At 51.1% G+C, this 21757-nt stretch carries 17 protein-coding genes and 1 pseudogene; 9 read left to right on the forward strand and 9 right to left on the reverse strand.

The features are described from left to right. Positions 1 to 400: 400 nt before the first annotated feature. Positions 401 to 1648, forward strand: a complete 1248-nt coding sequence (locus AAGR22_RS21545; protein WP_067700516.1) for a valine--pyruvate transaminase — start codon at positions 401 to 403, stop codon at positions 1646 to 1648. A gap of 108 nt (positions 1649 to 1756) precedes the next feature. Here AAGR22_RS21545 and ibpA read toward each other — a convergent pair whose 3' ends face one another. The 3 genes from ibpA to AAGR22_RS21560 form a co-directional block, all read right to left on the reverse strand. After that, positions 1757 to 2173 carry a small heat shock chaperone IbpA gene (gene ibpA / locus AAGR22_RS21550; RefSeq protein ID WP_067700519.1) on the reverse strand — a complete coding sequence of 139 codons (417 nt, stop codon included), beginning with the start codon at positions 2171 to 2173 and terminating at the stop codon, positions 1757 to 1759. A gap of 341 nt (positions 2174 to 2514) precedes the next feature. After that, complete coding sequence (locus AAGR22_RS21555) at positions 2515 to 3549, reverse strand: hypothetical protein (protein ID WP_345829542.1); 1035 nt, start codon at positions 3547 to 3549, stop codon at positions 2515 to 2517. A gap of 30 nt (positions 3550 to 3579) precedes the next feature. After that, complete coding sequence (locus AAGR22_RS21560; protein WP_345829544.1) at positions 3580 to 5226, reverse strand: hypothetical protein; 1647 nt, start codon at positions 5224 to 5226, stop codon at positions 3580 to 3582. A 710-nt stretch (positions 5227 to 5936) separates the two neighbouring features. Here AAGR22_RS21560 and AAGR22_RS21565 point away from each other — a divergent pair. After that, positions 5937 to 6317: a YceK/YidQ family lipoprotein gene (locus AAGR22_RS21565; protein WP_345829545.1), complete on the forward strand. Its 381-nt coding sequence runs from the start codon at positions 5937 to 5939 to the stop codon at positions 6315 to 6317. On the opposite strand, the gene AAGR22_RS21570 is transcribed toward AAGR22_RS21565, so the two are convergent. Together AAGR22_RS21570 and yidA are read right to left on the reverse strand one after the other, a co-directional pair. Continuing rightward, positions 6314 to 7585, reverse strand: coding sequence for a DUF3748 domain-containing protein (locus AAGR22_RS21570; protein ID WP_345829546.1), 1272 nt, complete (start codon positions 7583 to 7585; stop codon positions 6314 to 6316). The two genes, AAGR22_RS21565 and AAGR22_RS21570, sit on opposite strands and share 4 nt — an antisense overlap. Before the next feature lie 38 nt (positions 7586 to 7623). Beyond that, positions 7624 to 8433 carry a sugar-phosphatase gene (gene yidA / locus AAGR22_RS21575; RefSeq protein WP_345829548.1) on the reverse strand — a complete coding sequence of 270 codons (810 nt, stop codon included), beginning with the start codon at positions 8431 to 8433 and terminating at the stop codon, positions 7624 to 7626. 412 nt (positions 8434 to 8845) lie between these two features. On the opposite strand from yidA, the gene AAGR22_RS21580 reads away from it, so the two are divergent. Beyond that, positions 8846 to 9442, forward strand: coding sequence for a LuxR C-terminal-related transcriptional regulator (locus AAGR22_RS21580; protein WP_067700532.1), 597 nt, complete (start codon positions 8846 to 8848; stop codon positions 9440 to 9442). Positions 9443 to 9504: 62 nt separating this feature from the next. On the opposite strand, the gene gyrB is transcribed toward AAGR22_RS21580, so the two are convergent. The 4 genes from gyrB to dnaA all read right to left on the reverse strand — a co-directional run bounded on the left by gyrB (position 9505) and on the right by dnaA (position 15705). Then, entirely contained in the window at positions 9505 to 11913 is a 2409-nt protein-coding gene (gyrB, locus tag AAGR22_RS21585) for a DNA topoisomerase (ATP-hydrolyzing) subunit B (protein ID WP_067700535.1), read from the reverse strand. A gap of 17 nt (positions 11914 to 11930) precedes the next feature. Further along, entirely contained in the window at positions 11931 to 13016 is a 1086-nt protein-coding gene (recF, locus tag AAGR22_RS21590; protein ID WP_345829551.1) for a DNA replication/repair protein RecF, read from the reverse strand. A 189-nt stretch (positions 13017 to 13205) separates the two neighbouring features. After that, complete coding sequence (dnaN, locus tag AAGR22_RS21595) at positions 13206 to 14306, reverse strand: DNA polymerase III subunit beta (RefSeq protein WP_067700538.1); 1101 nt, start codon at positions 14304 to 14306, stop codon at positions 13206 to 13208. 4 nt (positions 14307 to 14310) lie between these two features. Then, positions 14311 to 15705 (reverse strand): chromosomal replication initiator protein DnaA, encoded by a 1395-nt coding sequence (gene dnaA, locus AAGR22_RS21600; protein ID WP_067700541.1) that lies wholly within the window; start codon positions 15703 to 15705, stop codon positions 14311 to 14313. Between the two features lie 602 nt (positions 15706 to 16307). Here dnaA and rpmH point away from each other — a divergent pair. From rpmH to AAGR22_RS21630, 6 genes and pseudogenes are all read left to right on the forward strand, one after another. Beyond that, entirely contained in the window at positions 16308 to 16448 is a 141-nt protein-coding gene (gene rpmH, locus AAGR22_RS21605) for a 50S ribosomal protein L34 (RefSeq protein ID WP_003849659.1), read from the forward strand. A gap of 17 nt (positions 16449 to 16465) precedes the next feature. Then, positions 16466 to 16825 carry a ribonuclease P protein component gene (gene rnpA, locus AAGR22_RS21610; protein ID WP_073980918.1) on the forward strand — a complete coding sequence of 120 codons (360 nt, stop codon included), beginning with the start codon at positions 16466 to 16468 and terminating at the stop codon, positions 16823 to 16825. Next, positions 16789 to 17047 (forward strand): annotated as a pseudogene (gene yidD / locus AAGR22_RS21615) (membrane protein insertion efficiency factor YidD). Before rnpA ends, yidD begins: the two are co-directional and overlap by 37 nt. A gap of 2 nt (positions 17048 to 17049) precedes the next feature. After that, on the forward strand, positions 17050 to 18696 hold the full coding sequence (yidC, locus tag AAGR22_RS21620; RefSeq protein WP_067700543.1) for a membrane protein insertase YidC: 1647 nt from the start codon (positions 17050 to 17052) through the stop codon (positions 18694 to 18696). Between the two features lie 167 nt (positions 18697 to 18863). Then, positions 18864 to 20228, forward strand: a complete 1365-nt coding sequence (gene mnmE, locus AAGR22_RS21625) for a tRNA uridine-5-carboxymethylaminomethyl(34) synthesis GTPase MnmE (RefSeq protein WP_345829554.1) — start codon at positions 18864 to 18866, stop codon at positions 20226 to 20228. A 237-nt stretch (positions 20229 to 20465) separates the two neighbouring features. Next, positions 20466 to 21683: a hypothetical protein gene (locus tag AAGR22_RS21630; RefSeq protein WP_345829555.1), complete on the forward strand. Its 1218-nt coding sequence runs from the start codon at positions 20466 to 20468 to the stop codon at positions 21681 to 21683. Positions 21684 to 21757 lie beyond the last annotated feature (74 nt).

Here is a 21757-nt window from a genome sequence, read left to right on the forward strand (position 1 = left end):
ACAGGATCTAATTTTACCAAATGTACGGCAGGCTTATTTAACACGCGCAGATTTGTGGCTGAATTAAGCATTAACGCCGGTTCGTTTAACGTTCATTGAGGTGAAAAGTCAGGATTTTAATAAGTCAAATAATGATAACCAGGGTTATAATTTTTCTGCTTTGTATATTATATTCCTGTTACTAAGGTTAACTTCTTAAATTACCATCAGGTCGCAGAAAAATTAAATTCCCTCTCGGGGGGTATAGTGCAATCCATCCAGCAGATAATAATGCCACATGTTTTTGCCAGAGCACGTTAAGAAAATGCACTTCATCGGGCGCTGACGTTGAAGATTGCATCACTCCGACGGGGGCGTTAAGGTGGTTGTCTGTTTGAATATAACAAGTGATTAACAGGCTATGCGCTTTTCCGCTTTCGGGGACAAATTTACGCGCCATTCAGGCATCGCCCGCCTGATGGAAGATATGGGTGAAGGCCTGCGCACGCCAGGTGCCGTCATGCTGGGCGGGGGAAATCCGGCACATATTCCGGCGATGGATGAATACTTCCAGCAGCTGTTACAGCAGATGCATGACGAGGGAACCCTGTCCGGGGCGCTGTGTAACTATGACGGGCCGCGTGGTAAAAGTACCCTGCTGGCGTCGCTCTCTGCGCTGCTGCGTGATGAGCTGGGCTGGCAGATTGGCCCGGAGAATATCGCCCTGACCAATGGCAGCCAGAGCGCCTTTTTTTATCTGTTTAACCTTTATGCCGGACGCTGTGCCGACGGCAGTAAAAAACGCGTTCTGTTTCCGCTGGCGCCGGAATATCTGGGCTATGCCGATGCCGGGCTGGATGAGGAGCTATTCGTTTCAACCCGTCCTGATATAGAAATGCTGCCGCACGGGCAGTTCAAGTATCACGTCGATTTTGAAAATCTGCATATCACCGACGATACCGGTCTTATCTGCGTCTCCCGTCCGACCAATCCGACCGGCAACGTTATCACCGATGACGAGCTAATAAAGCTCGATGCACTGGCGCAGCAGCATGATATCCCCCTGCTGATCGATAACGCCTACGGTGTTCCGTTCCCCGGCATTATCTTTAGCGACGCGCGTCCTTTGTGGAATCCCAATATCATCCTGTGCATGAGCCTCTCCAAGCTGGGCCTGCCGGGAGCGCGATGCGGCATTATTATTGCCGACGAGAAGGTGATTTCCGCGATTGGTAACATGAATGGCATTATCAGCCTGGCGCCCGGCAGTATCGGCCCGGCCATCGCCCATGAGATGATCGAACGTGGCGATCTGCTACGCCTGTCGGAAACCGTGATTAAGCCCTTCTACCTGGAGCGCGTTCATCAAACCATTGCCATTATTCGCCGCTACCTGTCGGAAGATCGCTGCCTGATCCATAAACCCGAAGGAGCGATTTTTCTCTGGCTGTGGTTTAAAGATTTGCCCATCTCTACGGAGATCCTCTATCAGCGCCTGAAAAAGCGCGGCGTACTGATGGTGCCGGGACACTTCTTCTTTCCCGGTCTGGAACAGGCATGGCCGCACACGCATCAGTGTATGCGCATGAATTACGTACCGGATAGCGAAACCATTGAGAGGGGCATTGCAATACTGGCTGAGGAAGTTGAACGGGCACATCAGGGCTGAATCAAACCGCCTGAGCCCGTCGGGATGACGGGCTCAGGCTCTGTCCGCTAAAGAAAGCGTCCGGGGTGGATATCACTTTGCTCCAGCGACCTGCCTTTCAGGCACGTGTTATTTAACGATCTCTATACGGCGCGGTTTATTCGCTTCAGGAACGATGCGCTCAAGGTCAATATAGAGCAGGCCGTTTTCCAGTCGGGCATCGCGCACATTTACGTGCTCGGCCAGCTGAAACTTGCGCTCGAAATTGCGCTCTGCAATGCCCTGATAGAGGTAAGTACGCTCCTGCTGCTCTTCGGGATGCGCCCCGCGCACGGTCAGTAAATTATCGTGGGCGGTAATATCCAGTTCGCTCTGGGCGAAGCCCGCGACGGCAATGGTGATACGGTACTGATTCTCTGCCACCAGTTCAACATTGTAGGGTGGGTAACCCCCGTTGCTCTGGCCCTGATTGGATTCGAGCAGGTTTATCAGACGATCAAAACCAATGGATGAACGATAGAGTGGGGCAAGGTCGAAATTACGCATAGTGATAACTCCTGATAGTCAGCGAGATACTGTTTCTGACCTTCCATAATGGACAGGCCGCCGGTCGCAATTGCGGAACCCTGTCGGCGTTCGCTTTTGTGACCCTGCTAATAAAATGGTGACGGCCTGGCGGCTTTCAAGGGGCAAATATGCGATTTTTTTAACCCTGCGCCAGTGGTCCGCCGTCAAACTTTAGGACAGTATGCCATCATAATCTTTATCCCTGCCGCGACTGAGGGTAATTGTTCCGTTCACACATAAATGTTGCGTGAACGGGTTCATGTCTTTGACACATGTCCAATGGAAGATGGTGCCTGGCTGGCAATACTGCAATAGCTATATCAATACAACATAGTCAGCTTACTTTTTATATTCGCCGGCGATAAATCACTCCCACTGTTGTAATGAAATTCCATTTCACCCAAAAACTGATCGTAATTAATGCTGTGAACGCTTGATAAGTTTAGAATTGGCATTGGAACTGTAGCATCTCTGTGTTGCAATGAACTGTTCCTGCGGAATTCCAGTTTCTTTAATCTATAAGATTTGGCTTCAGAATTATTAGATGTTGATAACGGGTTGTCCATTACCCTTTTCGAAGGAATAATTGGGCTTGAAATGATTTCATAATGAGAAATTACGTTGATAGAACTGGATTTATTCTCACTATCCCTTTGTTTATTAATTAAAGACTTTCTTAATTCACGAAGATTATCATTAACAAACCATATATATTTATCCTCCCTGGCTACTTGTTTAAGCTTTAGCCCTGCCTTCATCCCTTTTTTATCATTGATAGTAATAAAAACTGGTGTATTCCTGACAATATCAATACTGTTTACTGTAGAGAAGTTATTATAGGGCATTGTCGATTGCTGATCGTTTACTTCTTTTTCAAAGAGGGTTAATGGTTTTTCATTAGTCTTTTGAGTCAGTGTCATGCCTTCTTCCAGTAAAGGGAGGGGGTAGCACCAGAGTATATCCTCACCTCCACCATGCATAGCAATCGGCATTATCTTCCACTCAGCGAATAAGGCAGCCTCATAGTCGAGGGCTGTAATTTTAAACTTACTCTTACCGGGATAGAAAATATTATCCTTCTTACCGGATTTTTCTGACTCATTGCTTTTTATCTTTAATAAATCTAATGCCAGACGCGCCCCCACAGCCGTTCGGGGCATGACCATGTAAGTGCTGGAATTAACCATACTCCCGACTTGTGCTCTTAGTTCACTTTTGGCTTCGAGTCTGATGAAAACTTCCTTTTCTTTTATTTTTTCGGCCTCAGCTTCAGTAACAACTGTATCTCTAAACGGAGAGTCTCTTTTGGGTTCTGAAAATTGTGTGGCAAACTCTTTGAAGTGTTCTTCTGACATATCAAATGAGAAATCACTACCTATAATACATTATGCGGCAATAATAGCATTTGCTTCGACGGGCATTACTGTCATGTAATCTACCCCGCCCGCATTCAGTAGGGTTCTTTCCAGCCCTTGCCCGGTACCTGCCAAAGCAGTGCCAGCTAACTTATGCCGATCGTTGAATGATACCCGGATATTGCCAGTTTCCATTTTGGAGAGTGTCAGGTTGTGACTGTCTGATAGTTCCACGACAATACCAGCGAACCAGCCCGGTGCAAAGGGTAAACCACCAGAAGCAATGCCAAAGAATGCCGCAATCCTGTCAGTACTTGTTAGATGTAGTGTATCTCTGGGCTTTATATTATCGACCAAATTGATTAATGATTCTGAAAGATTTAGTGCTGACTTTATTCCCAAGGCATCATTAACTACCTTTGATAAAGGTTTAGAATGATCCATAAATTTATTTATATTATAATCGTACAATTTTTCTTTGCTATCAGTACCATTCTCAGCTGCTGAGGATGAGGATTTAACCAGGCCTGAAACTGTAGAGCAAACAATGCTTATGCCCGGATCAAGAGCTTTTGCGACATCTATCATAGCCTTGTTATAATCACCTTCTTCAGAATGTTGTTTGGCTTTTTTTACATTGGTTCTAAATTTATCGATTACAGGTGAGAATAAAGGAATATTTTTGCTACTGAAATTAGCTTTACGATCCGATGTGAATGGCAAACCCGCATGATATTTTTCATGAGGATCGTTTCCTATTCGAGATGAAAAATCTTGTGAGGGTTTATGGCTTATTTTATTAACGACCAGTGTATGATGTGATATATTACAGGGGTCGATATAGAGAACCCTCCTCTTATTCCTATTTTGGACCTCTACCTGTAAAAGACCCATTGACTTTTTTATGCTTGAAAGACTATAGCCTGGACGCAATGGGATTTTAATTTCATAAAACATAAATGAGTAATCTTTTGAATAATCACCCTTTTTAATTGCCTGTAAGTATAACTTTTTATCTTCTAAAAAGTACGATACTTTTTTATTCTCATCAATTTTATATGTCAGGTCTTCGCTTTTATTTCCCAAAGGACAATCCAGGAAATCAAGACTAATGTACTGCCCCTTGCTGTTTACATCGGTTTCAGGAATAGAAATGTTTATCAGATAATTTTTCCCTGTACTCAGCTCGGTGCCTATTAAAAGACCATCATCATCTATGTAAATATCTTTGAACTTTATATCACATTCGCTATTTATCAATTGTGAAGTCTTATATCTATAGCCTGTTGTATACTTTTTTATAAGCCCTGTAATGAAATTATAACTTTTCCCTTTAATCAAAACCAGGCGACCACTATTATCGATAGACATGCCAAAATTATTAACGGGGATTGTTTTTACCGCACCACCATATACATAAGCACTGGCGTTTATATTTTCTATTTTACTGTCTTTATATTCAACCTTTACCAGGTTATTTACAATATTATTATCATCAGACAGTGCAAGATTATAAACCCCTTCACTACGCCTTAGTTTCAACGTTGAGTAGTTTATCTCTTTTAATTCATTTTTGAATGAACGTTGATCCCCCTCGGAAAATGAATATCTTCTTGACACGTAATTGTGTTTTTCAGGGTATATTTCTTTATGAAAACTATCATTTTTTATTAGCATTCGTCCTCCGTAACGGCTTTTTACTAAAATAAGTGTGAACTGCTTTCTCAGGCACACCAATAGCTTCCGATACCTGCTAACGTCTACATATTCAGAAGTATCTAAACGTAGTTTTATTATTGATTCAGGATAATGACCCTATATTTGTCAGAATTTCAGCTGAATGGCAGACTCTAAACGTTCGCTATCCATTATCCCTGTAAATACAGTCCTACTCCCTGAATCATTAGCGGGTAACCGTTATGGAAATTATTTCATAGATTAATTTTCCTTTATCAGATCAAATTCAAATTAATCAGATGTAAATGAACCAATAATCAGCCTTTCTTGACAGATGTCACATTTTAGGCTTCGCTCCCACTGGACTTACGGGTAACGCTAAACGTTCAGCGGCGACAGGCGGTCGCCGTCACCTTACAAGAGAGCGTTTTATTATAATATTCACTCGCCGACGCTATTGAGGGTAATTGTTCCGTTCGCACATAAATGTTGCGTGAACGGGTTCATGTCTTTGACACATGTCCAATGCAAGATTGGAGCATGGCGTATACACTGTAATCAGAATCATCCCAATTCTGCATCATATCGGTAAGCGTATGTCAGTAGGGAGTTTGCCCGAACCGAATGATATGATTATTTTAAGAAATATAGGATAAGCAGCTAATTTCATGAAAGAAAAGAGAATTCCTGAAAGGAATATTTCAGATTATATGATAGCAATAAATAAATGTCGTTTCGCCGGCCTGCTGGCCTGCCTTTCGCTGGCGGGGACGTCCGGCTGCGCCAGCATAATGTCCCATAGCGGGCCCGATCAGGGTTACTATCCCGGTACCCGCGCCGGTGCAAAGGTGGTCGCCGATAGCAGCAATGGTTGGGTCATGCGCCCGCTGGCGGCTCTCGATCTGCCTTTTACCGCCGTGCTGGATACGCTGCTACTGCCGTGGGATTACTTCCGCTCCGACAGTGACAGAACTGGCGACTCCCCTCGCGAGCGCGTATTGCGCAGCGAACAGCAGAACCATACTGAGGAAAGTCTGGCAGGGGCCGCACCGCTGACCATCAACGGGAAGCCCGTCAATACCGCGCCTTAGCCCTGGGCTGTTTCAGTGATAAATATCTGCTGCCAGCCATCAACCTGGCGCAGGAACGCGACGTGCTGACCATCTGGTGAACAGACAACCGCGTCGGCAAGCGGTGCCTGCGTCGTTCGCTCAGTCAGGCGCGTTAATTTGCCACTGGGTATCTCACACAGCATCACGCTGTTGTCCTGAATAAACGCTATCGACTGGCCATTCGGGTGCCAGGTAAAAGACGACTGAATATCGTGGGTGACGTGGGTGATCTGATGCGGTTCCCCACCGACGGGTGACACGATCCACAGCTGAACAACGCCACCGTCGTCTTTCATCAGAAAGGCAATGTGTCGACCATCCGGTGAGCAACGCAGCCAGTGACGCGGCGTCGTCACCACGCCGGGGTATCTGCGAGCGTGGGTAAAGGTCAGCCTGCGCTGCTGTACGCCGCGTGGGGGCGCCGGAAGCTGGTTCGCGGTGCCCTCCAGAGGACGATCGCCCGGCTGCGCGTAATCTGCCAGCTTCTCCGGTAAATCGACGATAAACACCTCGCAGACTTTCTCACCCTGCTGCGACCGCGTCTCGCCAATAAACGCCAGCGCCCAGCGTTGACGATGGCCGTTATGCTGCAAATATCCCTCAGTGCCTATCCAGCCCTCCTCAAAGGCACGGCTTATCTCATCGCTACCCGGCTGGGGGGTTGAGGTGGTCTGGCTGACCAGTACGCAAAAATGGCTGCCGTCATACTCCCGGGGATGCTGTTTATGCGGGCAGACCGCATGCAGAGGCACCGCCACGCCGATATTGCGCAGATCCTCTTTCACGTCCAGCTCATGCATAACATGGTCATTGTAGGTAAAGCTGAGCCGCGTACCGTCAGGGCTGAAAACGTGAACGTGCGACCCACCGCGCAGGGCGCCGGGAGTAAACGGCGCGGTAATATCACAGGCATCGAGATTTTCCGCCCGACCATGCTGAACGATAACGCCACGGCGATGATGAAAATCATATTTCCACTGGCTGTCCGGGTGCTCAGGCCCATGTATACAGGCGTAGCGGGGAGGCAGATCGGGGCTGACCGTGACCACGCCAACGTGCGCGCCCTCTGTAGCCTGATACAGCACCTCGGTCTGCCCACTGAGGTTCACACGCTCAATAGTCAGGCTGGTAAAGGTGGCACCGTCAGGACGCACGTCATAAGCCAGCCACTGGCCGTCAGCCGTCCAGATATTGATATTGGTGAGATGATGATTTCGTTGATCAAACGTGAGCTGATGTTCCGACATAGTGCTTACCTTTGCCCTTTTCGCTGTGTCAGCTGGCGCTACAGTACGTATTTCTCAATGGCGTGAGCCACTCCATCTTCGATATTGGTTTTCGTTACAAACTGAGCGACTTTCTTAACGCTCTCAATGGCATTACCCATAGCCACGCCGGTGCCGGCAAACTCCAGCATGGCAATGTCATTTTCCTGGTCACCAATCGCCATTACCTGCTCAGCTGACAGACCTAAGCGGTCTGCAAGCGCCTTCACGCCCGCGCCTTTATTGACGCGCTTATCCAGAATCTCGAGATAGTAAGCCGAGCTTTTCATGATGGTGTAGCGATCGCGGGCTTCCTGAGGAATACGCGATATTGCCTCGTCCAGCTTATCCGGGTCGTCGATCATCATCACTTTTGGAAAGGTGCTGTTCGCATCCATCTCATCAACCGCACGGTAGCGCAGCGGGATACCGGTTACAGAGGACTCATGGACGGTATACTGACTGATATCTTTATTGGGCGTGAACAGCAGGGTTTTTGTCAGTGCCTGGAAATGGACGCCCAGCTCACGGGCCATTTTTTCAAAATAGAGATAGTCACTGAACGTCAGGGCGACTTCCGCCACGCACTCGCCATCTTGCGCCTGTTGTACCAGCGCGCCATTATTGGTGATACAAAACTGCCCTTCCTGCTGCAGGTCGAGCGTTTGCAAATACTGCTGAACGCCGACAAACGGGCGGCCGGTAGCCAGCACGATTGCCACGCCTTTATCACGCGCGGCTGCAATCGCCTGCCGGACGCGCGGACTGACCTCATGCTGAGGGGTAAGCAGGGTGCCATCCATATCAATTGCAATCAGTTTTATCGCCATTACATCCTCGTCAGCTAAGGGTTTTCCTCATGCTAACGCGATTACGCGCACCATGACCAGCATGATAATGCTTTGTGAGGGTGCGCCGTCAGGTTTTGCCGATGCGGACTGAGGGACTGGGGCGTGACAGGCTGGATTATTTACTACTTCGCAGAAGTGAGAATACTTAAGCGGAAAATGTAGCGCGGATACCTGTTTTACGCGTAAAGTAATCTGCATAAAGATTAAGCAGAAGGTGACGTTTACAACGCCTGTCAACTTTACACCTGCTGCGAGTCTGGAAAATAACATCAGGGAACAAGGTTGCTCCCCGATGATGTTATCCCCGTTAGCGCATTGTCGCCGTTATCGCCCAGAAGGGCATACAGGTTGAACGGCACAAGGGAGACACCCTTTCATGGAGGAAAGATGCATGAATATACTCATTGTCAGTACTGACCACTTTTTTATATCCGGGGCCGTGGCGCTGGTTTCGCAGGCCTGGCCCAACAATCTGATATCCGGTCCGGTTTTCATCCTTTCAGAGACCGAAGACTCGTTCCTCACCCCCGACATTATTATCACCGATGTAAATCAGACATCACCCGCCCTGGAAACCCATTTTCCCCGCGCAATCCCCCTGGCCGGCAGGATAATCCTGCGGCATGTAACAATTTTTTTCGCCCGACAGTGTCGTGAGGAACATGGCGACTACTGCCCACTGCATCATATTTATCTGCATAAGCGCGAGTCGGCTAAAGGTTTGCAGCTGCTGTTTACCCGGCGAAATCCGGCGATTATGAACGCTAATCCATCGCATCGCAGCCAGCTGCGTTCGCCGCTCAGCAAACAGCAGGCGATGGTGGTGCGGTATACCAGCGAGGGGATGTCTCTGACGGATATTTCGCGGCTGACTCAGCTGAGCGTAAAAACCATCAGCACCCATAAGCGCGCGGTGATGCGTAAGCTGGGCATTAAGAATAACAGTGAGTTTTATCAGTATGCGCTGGCGGGGTATTTGAATAATTAAACGCGGTCTTTGACGCCAGACCAAAAGGGCCTGGCGTCAAAGACCGGGGCACCACAGAACTATCAGATATCGATATTAGCGGCTTTCAGGGCATTCTCTTCAATAAAGGCGCGACGTGGCTCGACAGCATCCCCCATCAGCGTGGTAAACAGCTGATCGGCAGCAATCGCATCCCGTACCGTTACGCGCAGCATGCGGCGGCTTTCCGGATCCATGGTTGTTTCCCACAGCTGCTCCGGGTTCATTTCGCCCAGACCTTTGTAGCGCTGAACGGAGAGGCCGCGACGCGACTCTTTTTCCAGCCATTCTACCGCCTGCTCGAAGCTTTCGATCGGCAGACGACGTTCGCCGCGCTCGATAAAGGCGTCTTCCTCAATCAGGCCGCGCAGCTTCTCACCCAGCGTGCAGAGTTTGCGATACTCACCGCCCACCACAAAATCATTGTCCAGCGGGTAATCGGTATCCACGCCGTGGGTACGTACGCGAAGAATCGGTTCAAACGTATGCTGCTCAAGGTTTTCGCGTACCAGGCCGAGGTAAGAGCTACCGTGCTGATCGTTCTCGTTCAGGTAAGCCACCAGCCCATCCAGCCAGCTCTTCACCGGCGCTTCCACGCTGACGTCGCTCAGGGTTGGGTGGTAGATCAGCGCATTCAGCAGTGCCACCGGATAACGGCGCTCCATACGCTTAATCATCTTACGTGCGCTTTTAAACTCGAAGACCAGGTTTTCCAGCTGCTCACCGCCCAGCGCAGGCGCACTGGCGTTGGTGTGCAGGGTGGCACCGTCAAGCGCAATCGCTATCTGGTACTGATCCATCGCGTCATCGTCTTTTATATACTGTTCCTGCTTGCCCTTTTTCACCTTATACAGCGGCGGCTGAGCGATATAGACGTGACCGCGCTCAATGATTTCCGGCATCTGACGGTAGAAGAAGGTCAGCAATAGCGTACGGATATGTGAGCCATCGACATCCGCATCGGTCATGATAATGATGCTGTGATAGCGGAGTTTGTCCGGATTGTATTCATCACGGCCAATGCCACAGCCGAGCGCGGTGATCAGCGTCGCCACTTCCTGTGAAGCCAGCATCTTGTCGAAGCGCGCTTTTTCGACGTTCAGGATTTTGCCCTTCAGCGGCAGGATGGCCTGATTTTTACGGTTACGGCCCTGTTTGGCAGAACCGCCTGCGGAGTCACCCTCCACCAGGTAGATTTCAGACAGGGCGGGGTCACGTTCCTGACAGTCAGCCAGCTTGCCCGGCAAACCAGCCAGGTCCAGCGCGCCTTTACGGCGAGTCATCTCACGCGCGCGGCGCGCGGCCTCGCGGGCGCGGGCGGCATCAATAATTTTACCCACGACGATTTTCGCATCCGAGGGGTTTTCCAGCAGGTATTCAGCCAGCAGTTCGTTCATCTGCTGTTCGACCGCCGTTTTCACCTCAGAGGAGACCAGCTTGTCTTTGGTCTGTGAGGAGAACTTCGGATCCGGCACCTTAACCGATACCACCGCAATCAGCCCTTCACGCGCATCATCACCGGTGGCGCTGACCTTGGCTTTTTTGCTGTAGCCCTCTTTGTCCATATAGGCATTCAGCGTACGGGTCATGGCGGTACGGAAGCCCACCAGGTGCGTACCACCGTCGCGCTGCGGAATGTTGTTGGTAAAGCAGTAGATATTTTCCTGAAAACCGTCGTTCCACTGCAGCGCGACTTCCACGCCGATTCCGTCTTTTTCTGTTGAGAAATAGAATACGTTCGGATGGATAGGGGTTTTGTTTTTGTTCAGATATTCCACGAAGGCTTTGATACCGCCTTCATAGTGGTAATGATCCTGCTTGTCGTCACGCTTGTCTTCCAGCCTGATAGACACGCCCGAGTTCAGGAAGGAGAGCTCGCGCAGGCGCTTTGCCAGGATCTCAAATTCAAAGCGGGTAACGTTGGTAAAGGTTTCGTGGCTTGGCCAGAAGCGCACGCGCGTTCCGGTCAGATCTGTCTCACCCGTTACGTTCAGTGGCGCCTGCGGCACACCGTGAACATAAACCTGCTGGTGAACTTTGCCTTCACGACGAATGGTCAGCTCCAGCTTTTCAGACAGGGCGTTAACCACCGAGACGCCCACGCCATGCAAACCGCCGGACACTTTATACGAGTTGTCATCGAACTTGCCGCCGGCGTGCAGCACGGTCATGATCACTTCAGCCGCCGAGACACCCTCTTCTTCGTGAATGCCGGTAGGGATCCCACGGCCATCATCCTGCACGGAAACGGAGTTATCGGCATGAATGGTGACAACAATATCTTTACAGTGGCCCGCGAGGGCTTCGTCGATGGCGTTATCCACGACCTCGAATACCATGTGATGCAGACCGGTGCCGTCATCCGTATCGCCGATATACATACCCGGGCGTTTGCGTACTGCATCAAGCCCTTTAAGAACTTTGATACTTGAGGAGTCATAAGAATTCGACATCAACGTTTCTCGCTCGTTTAATCTTCAGGTTGAACCGCTATTTTACCCTGTTCCACGCGGAACATCTTGCCCTTTTCGTCAGCCATGTCGAACACGTGTTCGGCACCAATGGCGCTGACAAAAACCTGGGCATGCGTGGCTTTTAAACGCGAGGCCAGCAGCAGCCGACGCGTTTCATCCAGCTCGGAGGCAAAATCGTCTATCAGATACAGGCAGCGTTGCCCGTTCTGTCGGGTGAGAAACTCACCCTGCGCCAGTCTCAGGGCGCACATCAGCAGCTTTAACTGGCCGCGTGACAGTAAATCTTCCACCGGCGTGCCATCGGCGCGAATGCGAAAATCGGCTTTATGGGGCCCGCTGGCGGTGTAGGTGAGCGCTCTGTCGCGCTCAAACTGGCGCTCAAGTAGCTCTGCGTAATCACTCTCTTTGTCCCAGCCGCGCTGGAATGAGAAGCTCAGCTCGAATTCGGGTAAAAACTGCGCGCAGGTGGCGTTAATATCGGCCGCTATCGCATCGCTGTAGGCCGCGCGCCAGGCGCTGATCTGTTCGGCAAGCGGGGCCAGTTCCTGATCCCAGACGCGAATTTGCTGATAGCGCGACACCTGCCGAAGCGCGGCGTTACGCTGCTTCATCAGGCGTCGGAGGTTGCTCCAGGCGGTAAAGAAACCTGGCTCATTATGAAAACAGCCCCAGTCGATATAGGCCCGGCGATATTTAGGGCCGCCGTTAAGCAGGGTAAAGCCCTCGGGTGTGATCAGCTGCATAGGCAGCATCTGCGCCAGTTCGGCGACCTTATGGCCATCACTGCCGTCAATGCGCACCTTGCTGTCTCCGGCGCGGTTTTTGGTCAGGCCAACGGAGATTTCCCGCTCCATTCCCGCGATTCGCCCGTGCAGCACAAAGGCGTCCTGGTCGTGACGGATCACACGCCCCGCCTGCAAACTACGGAAAGCGCGACCGTGACCCAGGGTATAAATCGCTTCCAGCACGCTGGTTTTACCGCTGCCGTTTGGTCCCACCAGAAAATTAAATCCGGGAGCCAACGCCAGGTCTGCGTTTTCAATATTGCGAAAGTCTTTAATAAGGAGGCGGGTCAAAGCCATACAGACGGAATTCCAAAACAGGCGATGATAGAGCAGCATCCTGCCCTTTCTTTACGACAGGCCAGGGCGTCAACGGCGTAGCCAGTTTGGGGGCGGCCAGCGCGCAAAAACCGGAGCGTACACAAAGTACGTGAGGATTTTGAGCGCTGCCCAACCCTAAAATGGCAAGTAAGTTAGCCCGATATTCTACTACAACCGCATTGGCATCACGACGTAGGCCGCGCTCTGACTGGCCGCATCCTCAATCTGCACGCTGGAAACGGAATCCGTCAGCAGCAGGCGAACGTTTTCACACTTCAGCGCATTCAGGACATCCAGCACGTAGCTGACGTTAAAACCGATTTCTAAATCGGTGCCGCCGTAGGTCACATCCAGCATCTCTTCGGCCTCTTCCTGTTCCGGATTATTGGCCGTGATCTTAAGCTGATTTTCGCTGATATAGAGACGAACGCCGCGAAACTTCTCGTTAGAGAGAATAGCCGCGCGCGAAAAAGCCTGCTTTAACAGGTCGCAGCCCGCATCAAGCGTTTTGTCCGGATTCTTCGGCAGCACCCGACGATAGTCAGGGAAACGGCCATCGACCAGCTTCGAGGTAAAGATGAAATCGCCCACGTGTGCGCGAATATTGTTGCTGCCAATCTGCACGCGCAGCGGCGTTTCACCGCCGTCCAGCAGGCGCACCAGCTCAATCACGCCCTTGCGCGGCACAATCACCGAATGACTGGGCAGCGCCTGCCCGACCGGCATTGAACACACCGCCAGACGGTGGCCGTCGGTTGCCACGGTGCGCAGCTCTTCCCCTTCGGTTTCAAACAGCATGCCGTTGAGGTAATAGCGCACGTCCTGATGCGCCATGGAGAACTGCGTGGCCTCGATCAGACGCTTCATGGTGGCCTGCGGCAGGGTGAACTCAACCTCGCTCTGCCAGTCATCCAGGTTCGGGAAGTCGCTGGCAGGCAGGGTGGAGAGTGAGAAGCGGCTGCGTCCTGAGCGGATCAGCATTCTTTCCCCATCCAGAATAACCGTGATCTCCGCGCCTTCGGGCAGGCCGCGGCAGATATCAAAAAATTTGCGCGCCGGTACGGTAGTCGCACCCGGCTCGTGGTCCTGCGTCAGTGCGACGCGGGCCACCATTTCCATCTCTAAATCGGTCCCGGTTAGCAGCAGGCTGCCTTCGTTAACCTGTAAAAGCAGGTTGCCGAGGATGGGTAACGTTGGACGACCGCCGAGTGGGCTGCTGACCTGCTGTAAGGGCTTGAGTAAGTGCTCGCGTTCTACAATAAATTTCATAGCGTCAGGAAGATAATGTTCTGATTAGATTTGAGAAATCTTCTTTAATATCGTGACTCTCTTCACGCAGCTGCTCAATTTTGCGGCAGGCATGCAGTACCGTGGTATGGTCACGACCCCCAAAAGCATCGCCGATCTCCGGCAAACTGTGGTTGGTCAACTCTTTAGCCATCGCCATCGCCATCTGTCGCGGTCGCGCCACCGAGCGGGAACGCCGTTTGGACAGCAAATCAGCCACTTTGATTTTGTAATACTCGGCTACCGTCTTCTGAATATTATCGATGGTAACCAGCTTTTCCTGCAACGCCAGAAGATCGCGCAGCGCTTCACGGACAAAATCAATGGTGATAGCGCGCCCGGTGAAGTTGGCGTTAGCAATCACCCGGTTCAGCGCCCCTTCCAGCTCGCGCACGTTGGAACGCAAACGCTTGGCAATAAAGAAGGCCACTTCGCCCGGCAGGCGAATATCGTTTTCATCCGCCTTTTTCATCAGGATCGCGACGCGGGTTTCCAGCTCGGGCGGCTCAATGGCCACCGTCAGCCCCCAGCCAAAGCGCGATTTCAGGCGATCTTCCACGCCGTTGATCTCTTTTGGATAGCGATCCGAGGTCAGGATGATCTGCTGATTGCCTTCCAGCAGCGCGTTGAAGGTGTGGAAAAACTCCTCCTGCGACCGCTCTTTGTTGGCAAAGAACTGAATGTCATCAATAAGCAGCGCATCAACCGACCGGTAGTAGCGCTTGAACTCTTCAATGGCATTATTTTGCAGCGCCTTAACCATATCCTGCACGAAGCGCTCGGAGTGCATATACACCACTTTAGCATTCGGCTTACGCGCCATAATGCCATTCCCCACGGCGTGCAGAAGGTGGGTTTTACCCAGGCCCGTGCCACCATAAAGGAAGAGAGGGTTATAAGCGCCGCCGGGGTTGTCCGCCACCTGTCGCGCCGCCGCGCGTGCCAGCTGGTTCGACTTACCCTCAACGAAGTTATCGAAATTATGTTTGGTATTCACGTTTGAGCGGTATGACAGCTCCGCCGGGGCAGGCATGCTGTCCCAGCTTGGCCGTGAAGGGGCCGGACGGGTGCCATGGTTCACCGGCGCACTGGCATGTGCGCTGGCCATTACCGGCTGGCTAATCTGGCGCGTAACGGGCTTGCTACCGACTTCAAAACGCAGCAGGGGAACGTCGCTGCCGCAGAAATCGTTGAGCAGACCATTGATGTTATTGAGGTATTTATCCCTAACCCAGTCGAGCACGAAGCGATTTGGTGCATACAGGGCCAGCGTGTTGTCGTTTAATTCGGCCTGCAATGGACGTATCCACATGCTGAATTCTGTGGCAGGTAGTTCATCCTGCAAACGGGCAAGACACTGTTGCCAAAGCGTAAGTGACACGGCGGACTCCACTCGAAAAAATTCGATAAGAAAAAAGGCGCTGAAGCGATAAATTCATCATTGTTGACGCATGCAGATGACGCACATACGAACCGCTATCCACGGTTACTCCGTTGCGGGCAGACCCTGAGGATCGCTAACGGAAGGGCGGATCATAGCGTAAAGCGCGGCAGAGATCTTCACTTTCTACACAGTTTTGATCCATTTTATCCACAGGCACTGACGCGCGGTGATAAGTGTACCCCTTCACGGCCAAAAGGCATTCAGGATCCTCTGCATTCGCAGGATTTTTACGCTTCCATCACGTTATTATTGCACGCTTTCTGCAACGGGATCGCCAGAAGATCCCTGTCGATCCTTGCGCTTTATCCCCAACGCCGTATAATTCTCGCCCCGGCGTGTAGCGCTCTGGCCCGAACCGGCTGGTTTTGCGGTCGAACGGGACATCCAGACGCGACTTTAACGCGAAGTAAATTGACTCCGGACTGTACAATTATTACAATCCCGCCTCTTTATTAAAGACACACTGAGGCGTCGGTCGGTTTTCTGACCATGAAAACGCGTCACCAAGTGAAATTTTCCAAGTTTAGGTAGAAATCGCCATGAAACGCACTTTTCAACCGTCCGTACTGAAGCGTAACCGTTCACACGGTTTCCGTGCTCGTATGGCAACAAAAAATGGTCGTCAGGTTCTGGCACGTCGTCGTGCTAAAGGCCGTTCACGTCTGACCGTTTCTAAGTAATAAAAGCTAACCGCTGAGTGGTTAAGCTCGCATTTCCCAGGGAGTTACGTTTGTTAACTCCCACTCATTTCACCTTCGTCTTCCAGCAGCCACAAAGAGCTGGCACGCCGCAAATTACTATTCTCGGCCGCCTGAACTCGCTGGGGCATCCCCGCATCGGTCTTACCGTCGCCAAAAAACACGTCAAGCGCGCGCATGAACGCAACCGGATCAAGCGATTGACCCGCGAAAGCTTTCGTCTGCGTCAGCATGACCTGCCCGCTATGGATTTTGTAGTGGTGGCGAAAAAAGGGGTTGCCGACCTGGATAACCAGGCGCTGGCGGAAGCGTTGGAGAAGATATGGCGTCGACACTGTCGCCTGGCTCGCGGCTCCTGATTGGGCTGATTCGCGTCTATCAGCGCGTAATCAGCCCTCTCTTAGGACCCCACTGTCGTTTTCATCCAACTTGCTCTCAATACGGTATTGAGGCATTGCGCAGGTTCGGCGTAATAAAAGGCAGTTGGTTGACGACGAAACGCGTATTAAAATGCCATCCCTTAAACCCGGGTGGTGACGATCCGGTGCCGCCAAATAACCATTGATACCAGAGAACATTAACGATGGATTCGCAACGCAATCTCTTTCTCATCGCTTTTCTGTTCGTGTCCTTTATGATCTGGCAAGCCTGGCAAACGGACCATGCTCCGCAGCCTGTGCAGACCCAGACCACACAGAACACGACCAGCTCAGCCGGTGATGCCGCCAATCAGGGTGTACCTGCCAGCGGCCAGGGCAAAACGATCACCGTTAAGACTGATGTCCTGTCTTTACATATCAACACCCGCGGTGGTGATATCGAGCAGGCACTGCTGCTGGCTTACCCTGACAAACTGGGTTCTTCACAGCCATTTGAGCTGCTGGAAACGACCCCAGGTTTTCTGTATCAGGCACAGAGCGGTCTGACCGGTCGTAACGGCCCGGATAATCCGGCTAATGGCGCACGTCCACTGTTCACTGCCTCTCAGGATAACTATGAGATGGCTGACGGCCAGAGCGAACTGCGTATCCCGCTGACGTTCACTGCTGAAAACGGCGCGACCTACACCAAAACCTTCGTATTTAAGCGCGGTGACTATGCGGTCGGCGTCGATTATCAGGTTAACAACACCACCCAGCAGCCGCTGGAAGTGGCGATGTTCGGCCAGCTGAAGCAGACCATTGACCTGCCTAAGCATCGTGATACCGGCAGCAACAACTTTGCGTTGCACACCTTCCGTGGCGCGGCTTACTCCAGCAGTGAGACTAACTACGAGAAGTACAAATTCGACAAAATCAGCGATAACGAAAACCTGAGCACCACCACCAGCAACGGCTGGGTAGCGATGCTTCAGCAGTATTTCGCCACCGCGTGGGTACCGCGCACCGCCGGAACCAATACGCTGTACACCAGCAACCTCGGTAACGGTATTGCCGCCGTCGGCTACAAGTCTGCGCCCGTCACCGTCGCGCCAGGCTCGCAGCAGAATCTGGCTGCCACGCTGTGGGTTGGCCCGGAAATTCAGGACAAGATGGCGGCAATTGCGCCGCATCTGGACCTGACCGTTGACTACGGCTGGCTGTGGTTTATCTCTCAGCCGCTGTTTAAGCTGCTGAAGTTCATTCACAGCTTTATCGGTAACTGGGGCTTCTCCATCATCGTTATCACCTTTATCGTGCGTGGCATCATGTACCCACTGACCCGGGCGCAGTACACCTCGATGGCGAAGATGCGTATGCTTCAGCCGAAAATCCAGGCCATGCGTGAGCGTCTCGGTGACGACAAACAGCGTATGAGTCAGGAGATGATGGCGCTGTACAAAACCGAGAAAGTAAACCCGCTGGGTGGCTGTCTGCCGCTGGTTATTCAGATGCCAATCTTCCTGGCGCTGTATTACATGCTGATGGGCTCCATTGAGCTGCGCCATGCGCCGTTTGCCCTGTGGATCCATGACCTCTCTGCACAGGACCCGTACTACATCCTGCCGATCCTGATGGGCATCACGATGTTCTTCATCCAGAAGATGTCGCCGACCACCGTGACCGACCCGATGCAGCAGAAGATTATGACCTTTATGCCGGTCATCTTCACCGTGTTCTTCCTGTGGTTCCCGGCAGGTCTGGTACTGTACTACATCGTCAGTAACCTGGTGACCATCCTCCAGCAGCAGCTGATTTATCGCGGCCTGGAAAAACGTGGTCTTCACAGCCGCGACAAAAAGAAAGCATAAGAACGCTGTCCGATCATTGTGCGGCATGCAGGTGATAAGGAAAGAGTGGGGCCGATGGACAGGCCGGGCGTTACAAAGCTAACGCGCCTGCAACGTGACAGATGAAGGATGGTAGAATAAGGCGGTCAACTGACCGCCTTATTTTTTTGCCTAAACGAGAGTGGATTATGAGTCAAAGCGAAACTATCGTCGCCCAGGCGACGCCGCCCGGCCGGGGTGGTGTGGGTATCCTGCGTATCTCCGGCAGCCAGGCGGCCGACGTGGCACGGGCCCTGCTGGGCAAGTTGCCCAAACCGCGCTACGCCGATTATCTGCCCTTCCGCGACCTGGACGGCAGCACGCTGGATCAGGGGATCGCCCTGTGGTTTCCCGGCCCTCACTCCTTTACCGGCGAAGACGTCCTGGAGCTACAGGGCCACGGCGGGCCGGTGATACTTGACCTGCTGCTGCGGCGTATTCTGTCGATGTCGAACGTGCGTATCGCCCGTCCCGGCGAGTTCTCCGAGCGTGCGTTTCTGAACGATAAGCTCGATCTGGCCCAGGCAGAAGCGATTGCCGACCTGATTGATGCCAGTTCCGAACAGGCGGCGCGCTCGGCGGTGAACTCGCTGCAGGGGGCATTTTCACTGCGTGTTAACCATCTTGTGGAAGCACTCACTCACTTGCGGATCTACGTCGAAGCGGCTATCGACTTCCCGGATGAGGAGATCGACTTCCTCTCCGACGGGAAAATCGAGGCCCTGCTTAACCAGGTGATTACCGACCTTGAGGCCGTCCGGGCCGAAGCGCGTCAGGGCAGCCTGCTGCGTGAAGGAATGAAGGTGGTGATCGCGGGTCGCCCTAACGCCGGTAAATCCAGCCTGCTGAATGCGCTGGCCGGACGCGAAGCGGCCATCGTCACCGATATCGCCGGCACCACCCGCGACGTGCTGCGCGAGCATATCCATATCGACGGTATGCCGCTGCATATTATTGATACGGCGGGCCTGCGCGAGGCCGGCGATGAAGTGGAGCGGATTGGTATTGAACGGGCCTGGCACGAAATCGAAGGGGCCGATCGCGTGCTGTTTATGGTTGACGGCACGACCACGGCGGCCACCGAGCCTGCGGACATCTGGCCGGACTTTATTGCCCGCCTGCCCGCCGCGCTGCCGATAACCGTGGTACGCAATAAAGCGGACGTCACCGGCGAAGCGCTGGGAATGACGAAAGTGAATGGTCACTCACTTATCCGCCTCTCGGCCCGCACCGGCGAGGGAATCGACCTGCTGCGCGACCATCTGAAAGAGAGCATGGGCTTTGCCGGTAATATGGAAGGTGGCTTCCTTGCCCGCCGTCGTCACCTTCATGCGCTGGAGTTAGCGGCTACTCACTTACTTGACGGCCGCGAGCAGCTGCTGGGGGCAAAAGCGGGCGAGCTACTGGCGGAGGAGCTGCGTGCCGCCCAGAACTGCCTGAGCGAGATCACCGGCGCGTTCACCTCCGATGACCTGTTAGGCCGGATTTTCTCCAGCTTTTGCATTGGGAAGTGAGACGGAGTCTCTAAGTTAACAGATGTAATTTCTGCCCGAGTTCAGGCTCCCGGCAATCTTCAATGATCGTGACAGAGCTAAGACTGGCTGCTTAGCTTTGCACTGCAAAATTGAATCCGGCAGCCTGCTATTCCATGCGTTTAATCGCTTTATAATAGTTTTCATATAAAAACCTGTAATAATTATATATTAATATATTTGGCACTACTCAACATCCATACAATAAAGGAAAGAAAAATGCCAGCGAGCGCTGTTAACCAAAACACTCCACTCACTACGAAAATGGTGGTAAATCGGATAAATAAGTGTAGGAAGGAACAAAAAAAGATTACGTGGGAGATCTCAGAAATAAAAAACACTCAAGATATTCTAGCTCGCAAAATTGATCCCTATGAAAAGACTATTTCCTCTAATGATTTATCCCTGATAGAACTTGAAACGGTAGCAGAAAAGTACGGTAAAGATGCCCGCGTGCGGCTGAAAGAAGATCATTTTAAATATGGGGAGCCTCGTAATTTATTAAAAAAATTATTTCATGGATATCGATATAAAATAGAACGTGAAGATGCAGTAAAAAAAATAAACCCCCACACCAATAAGCTCTCAGCTAAAACTGCAATTAAAACTCTCGAGAAAGAAAAAAATAATCAAATGAGCGAGAGGGATAAATTAAAAAAAGAGTACAACATAAATGCCCTCAAAATTAAAGAATTAACGGAAAAAGGAAAACATGTTAACCTGGAACTGAATGAAATAAGGGTAACATATAGAGAATTAACAAAAGATAAGGCAGAAGGAGATATTAAGCGGGCAGATTTTTCAACAATCTATCAGAGTAACGCGGGTTGTAAAGCGATCAACCATGAAGCGCGTCACCAGTATGGCCTGATGCTCGAAAGTCTCCAATTTAGCGGCAGTAAAGTTGTTGAAGAATATCGTAAAGCCTTTGGTGATAACATTTTTTACCGTGGTGGAGCAAAGGTTAAAAGCATGATCATAAATAGATGTGCTCAGTTACCCCAACTGGTTAAAAATGCCATTGATGATTTTTATACCCCTTCAAATGAAATGAGTACCACCTACCGTGGGCAAGGAATGACGGATAATTCGATTAACGCTTTAATCAGTCAATTTAAAACCGATGTGCAAAATAAAACTGATACTGTTTATCAGACCGGACAATTCTTTTCCACCTCCAGAGTTAAAGAAATTGCTAAGGGTTTCGCTGAACGCAGTCAGAGTAGCGTTAAAGTGATGTTCACGGTGAAAGGCAACAGCGGCAATAGTATATATGTTCAAAATGGCATGGCATTTGGTAACGGTGAGGGAGAAAGACTGTATTCTCCTAAGGCTCATTTCAAAGTTACCGAGATGACAATATCACCATCGAGTGTTTACAATATCACCCTGGAAGAGGTCGAAAGAGTCGACAATGCAAAGTTCCTTCCAAGGTAATTGTTCATGATGAAAAATTTTTACTTCTAATATACTTAGAGTGCAGGATAGTTTCACCGATCCTGTGCTCGTGT

Origin of the sequence: Erwinia sp. HDF1-3R (assembly GCF_039621855.1) — a bacterium.
Lineage (GTDB): Bacteria > Pseudomonadota > Gammaproteobacteria > Enterobacterales > Enterobacteriaceae > Erwinia.

Bases quoted from the DNA above. Each gene is read 5' to 3' on its own strand.
- AAGR22_RS21570 (WP_345829546.1), bottom strand. From the start codon at position 7,585: ATGTCGGAACATCAGCTCACGTTTGATCAACGAAATCATCATCTCACC.
- gyrB (WP_067700535.1), bottom strand. From the start codon at position 11,913: ATGTCGAATTCTTATGACTCCTCAAGTATCAAAGTTCTTAAAGGGCTT.
- AAGR22_RS21565 (WP_345829545.1), top strand. From the start codon at position 5,937: ATGATAGCAATAAATAAATGTCGTTTCGCCGGCCTGCTGGCCTGCCTT.
- AAGR22_RS21580 (WP_067700532.1), top strand. From the start codon at position 8,846: ATGAATATACTCATTGTCAGTACTGACCACTTTTTTATATCCGGGGCC.
- yidA (WP_345829548.1), bottom strand. From the start codon at position 8,433: ATGGCGATAAAACTGATTGCAATTGATATGGATGGCACCCTGCTTACC.
- AAGR22_RS21630 (WP_345829555.1), top strand. From the start codon at position 20,466: ATGCCAGCGAGCGCTGTTAACCAAAACACTCCACTCACTACGAAAATG.
- dnaN (WP_067700538.1), bottom strand. From the start codon at position 14,306: ATGAAATTTATTGTAGAACGCGAGCACTTACTCAAGCCCTTACAGCAG.
- AAGR22_RS21555 (WP_345829542.1), bottom strand. From the start codon at position 3,549: ATGTCAGAAGAACACTTCAAAGAGTTTGCCACACAATTTTCAGAACCC.
- rpmH (WP_003849659.1), top strand. From the start codon at position 16,308: ATGAAACGCACTTTTCAACCGTCCGTACTGAAGCGTAACCGTTCACAC.
- yidC (WP_067700543.1), top strand. From the start codon at position 17,050: ATGGATTCGCAACGCAATCTCTTTCTCATCGCTTTTCTGTTCGTGTCC.
- AAGR22_RS21545 (WP_067700516.1), top strand. From the start codon at position 401: ATGCGCTTTTCCGCTTTCGGGGACAAATTTACGCGCCATTCAGGCATC.
- mnmE (WP_345829554.1), top strand. From the start codon at position 18,864: ATGAGTCAAAGCGAAACTATCGTCGCCCAGGCGACGCCGCCCGGCCGG.
- AAGR22_RS21560 (WP_345829544.1), bottom strand. From the start codon at position 5,226: ATGCTAATAAAAAATGATAGTTTTCATAAAGAAATATACCCTGAAAAA.
- recF (WP_345829551.1), bottom strand. From the start codon at position 13,016: ATGGCTTTGACCCGCCTCCTTATTAAAGACTTTCGCAATATTGAAAAC.
- ibpA (WP_067700519.1), bottom strand. From the start codon at position 2,173: ATGCGTAATTTCGACCTTGCCCCACTCTATCGTTCATCCATTGGTTTT.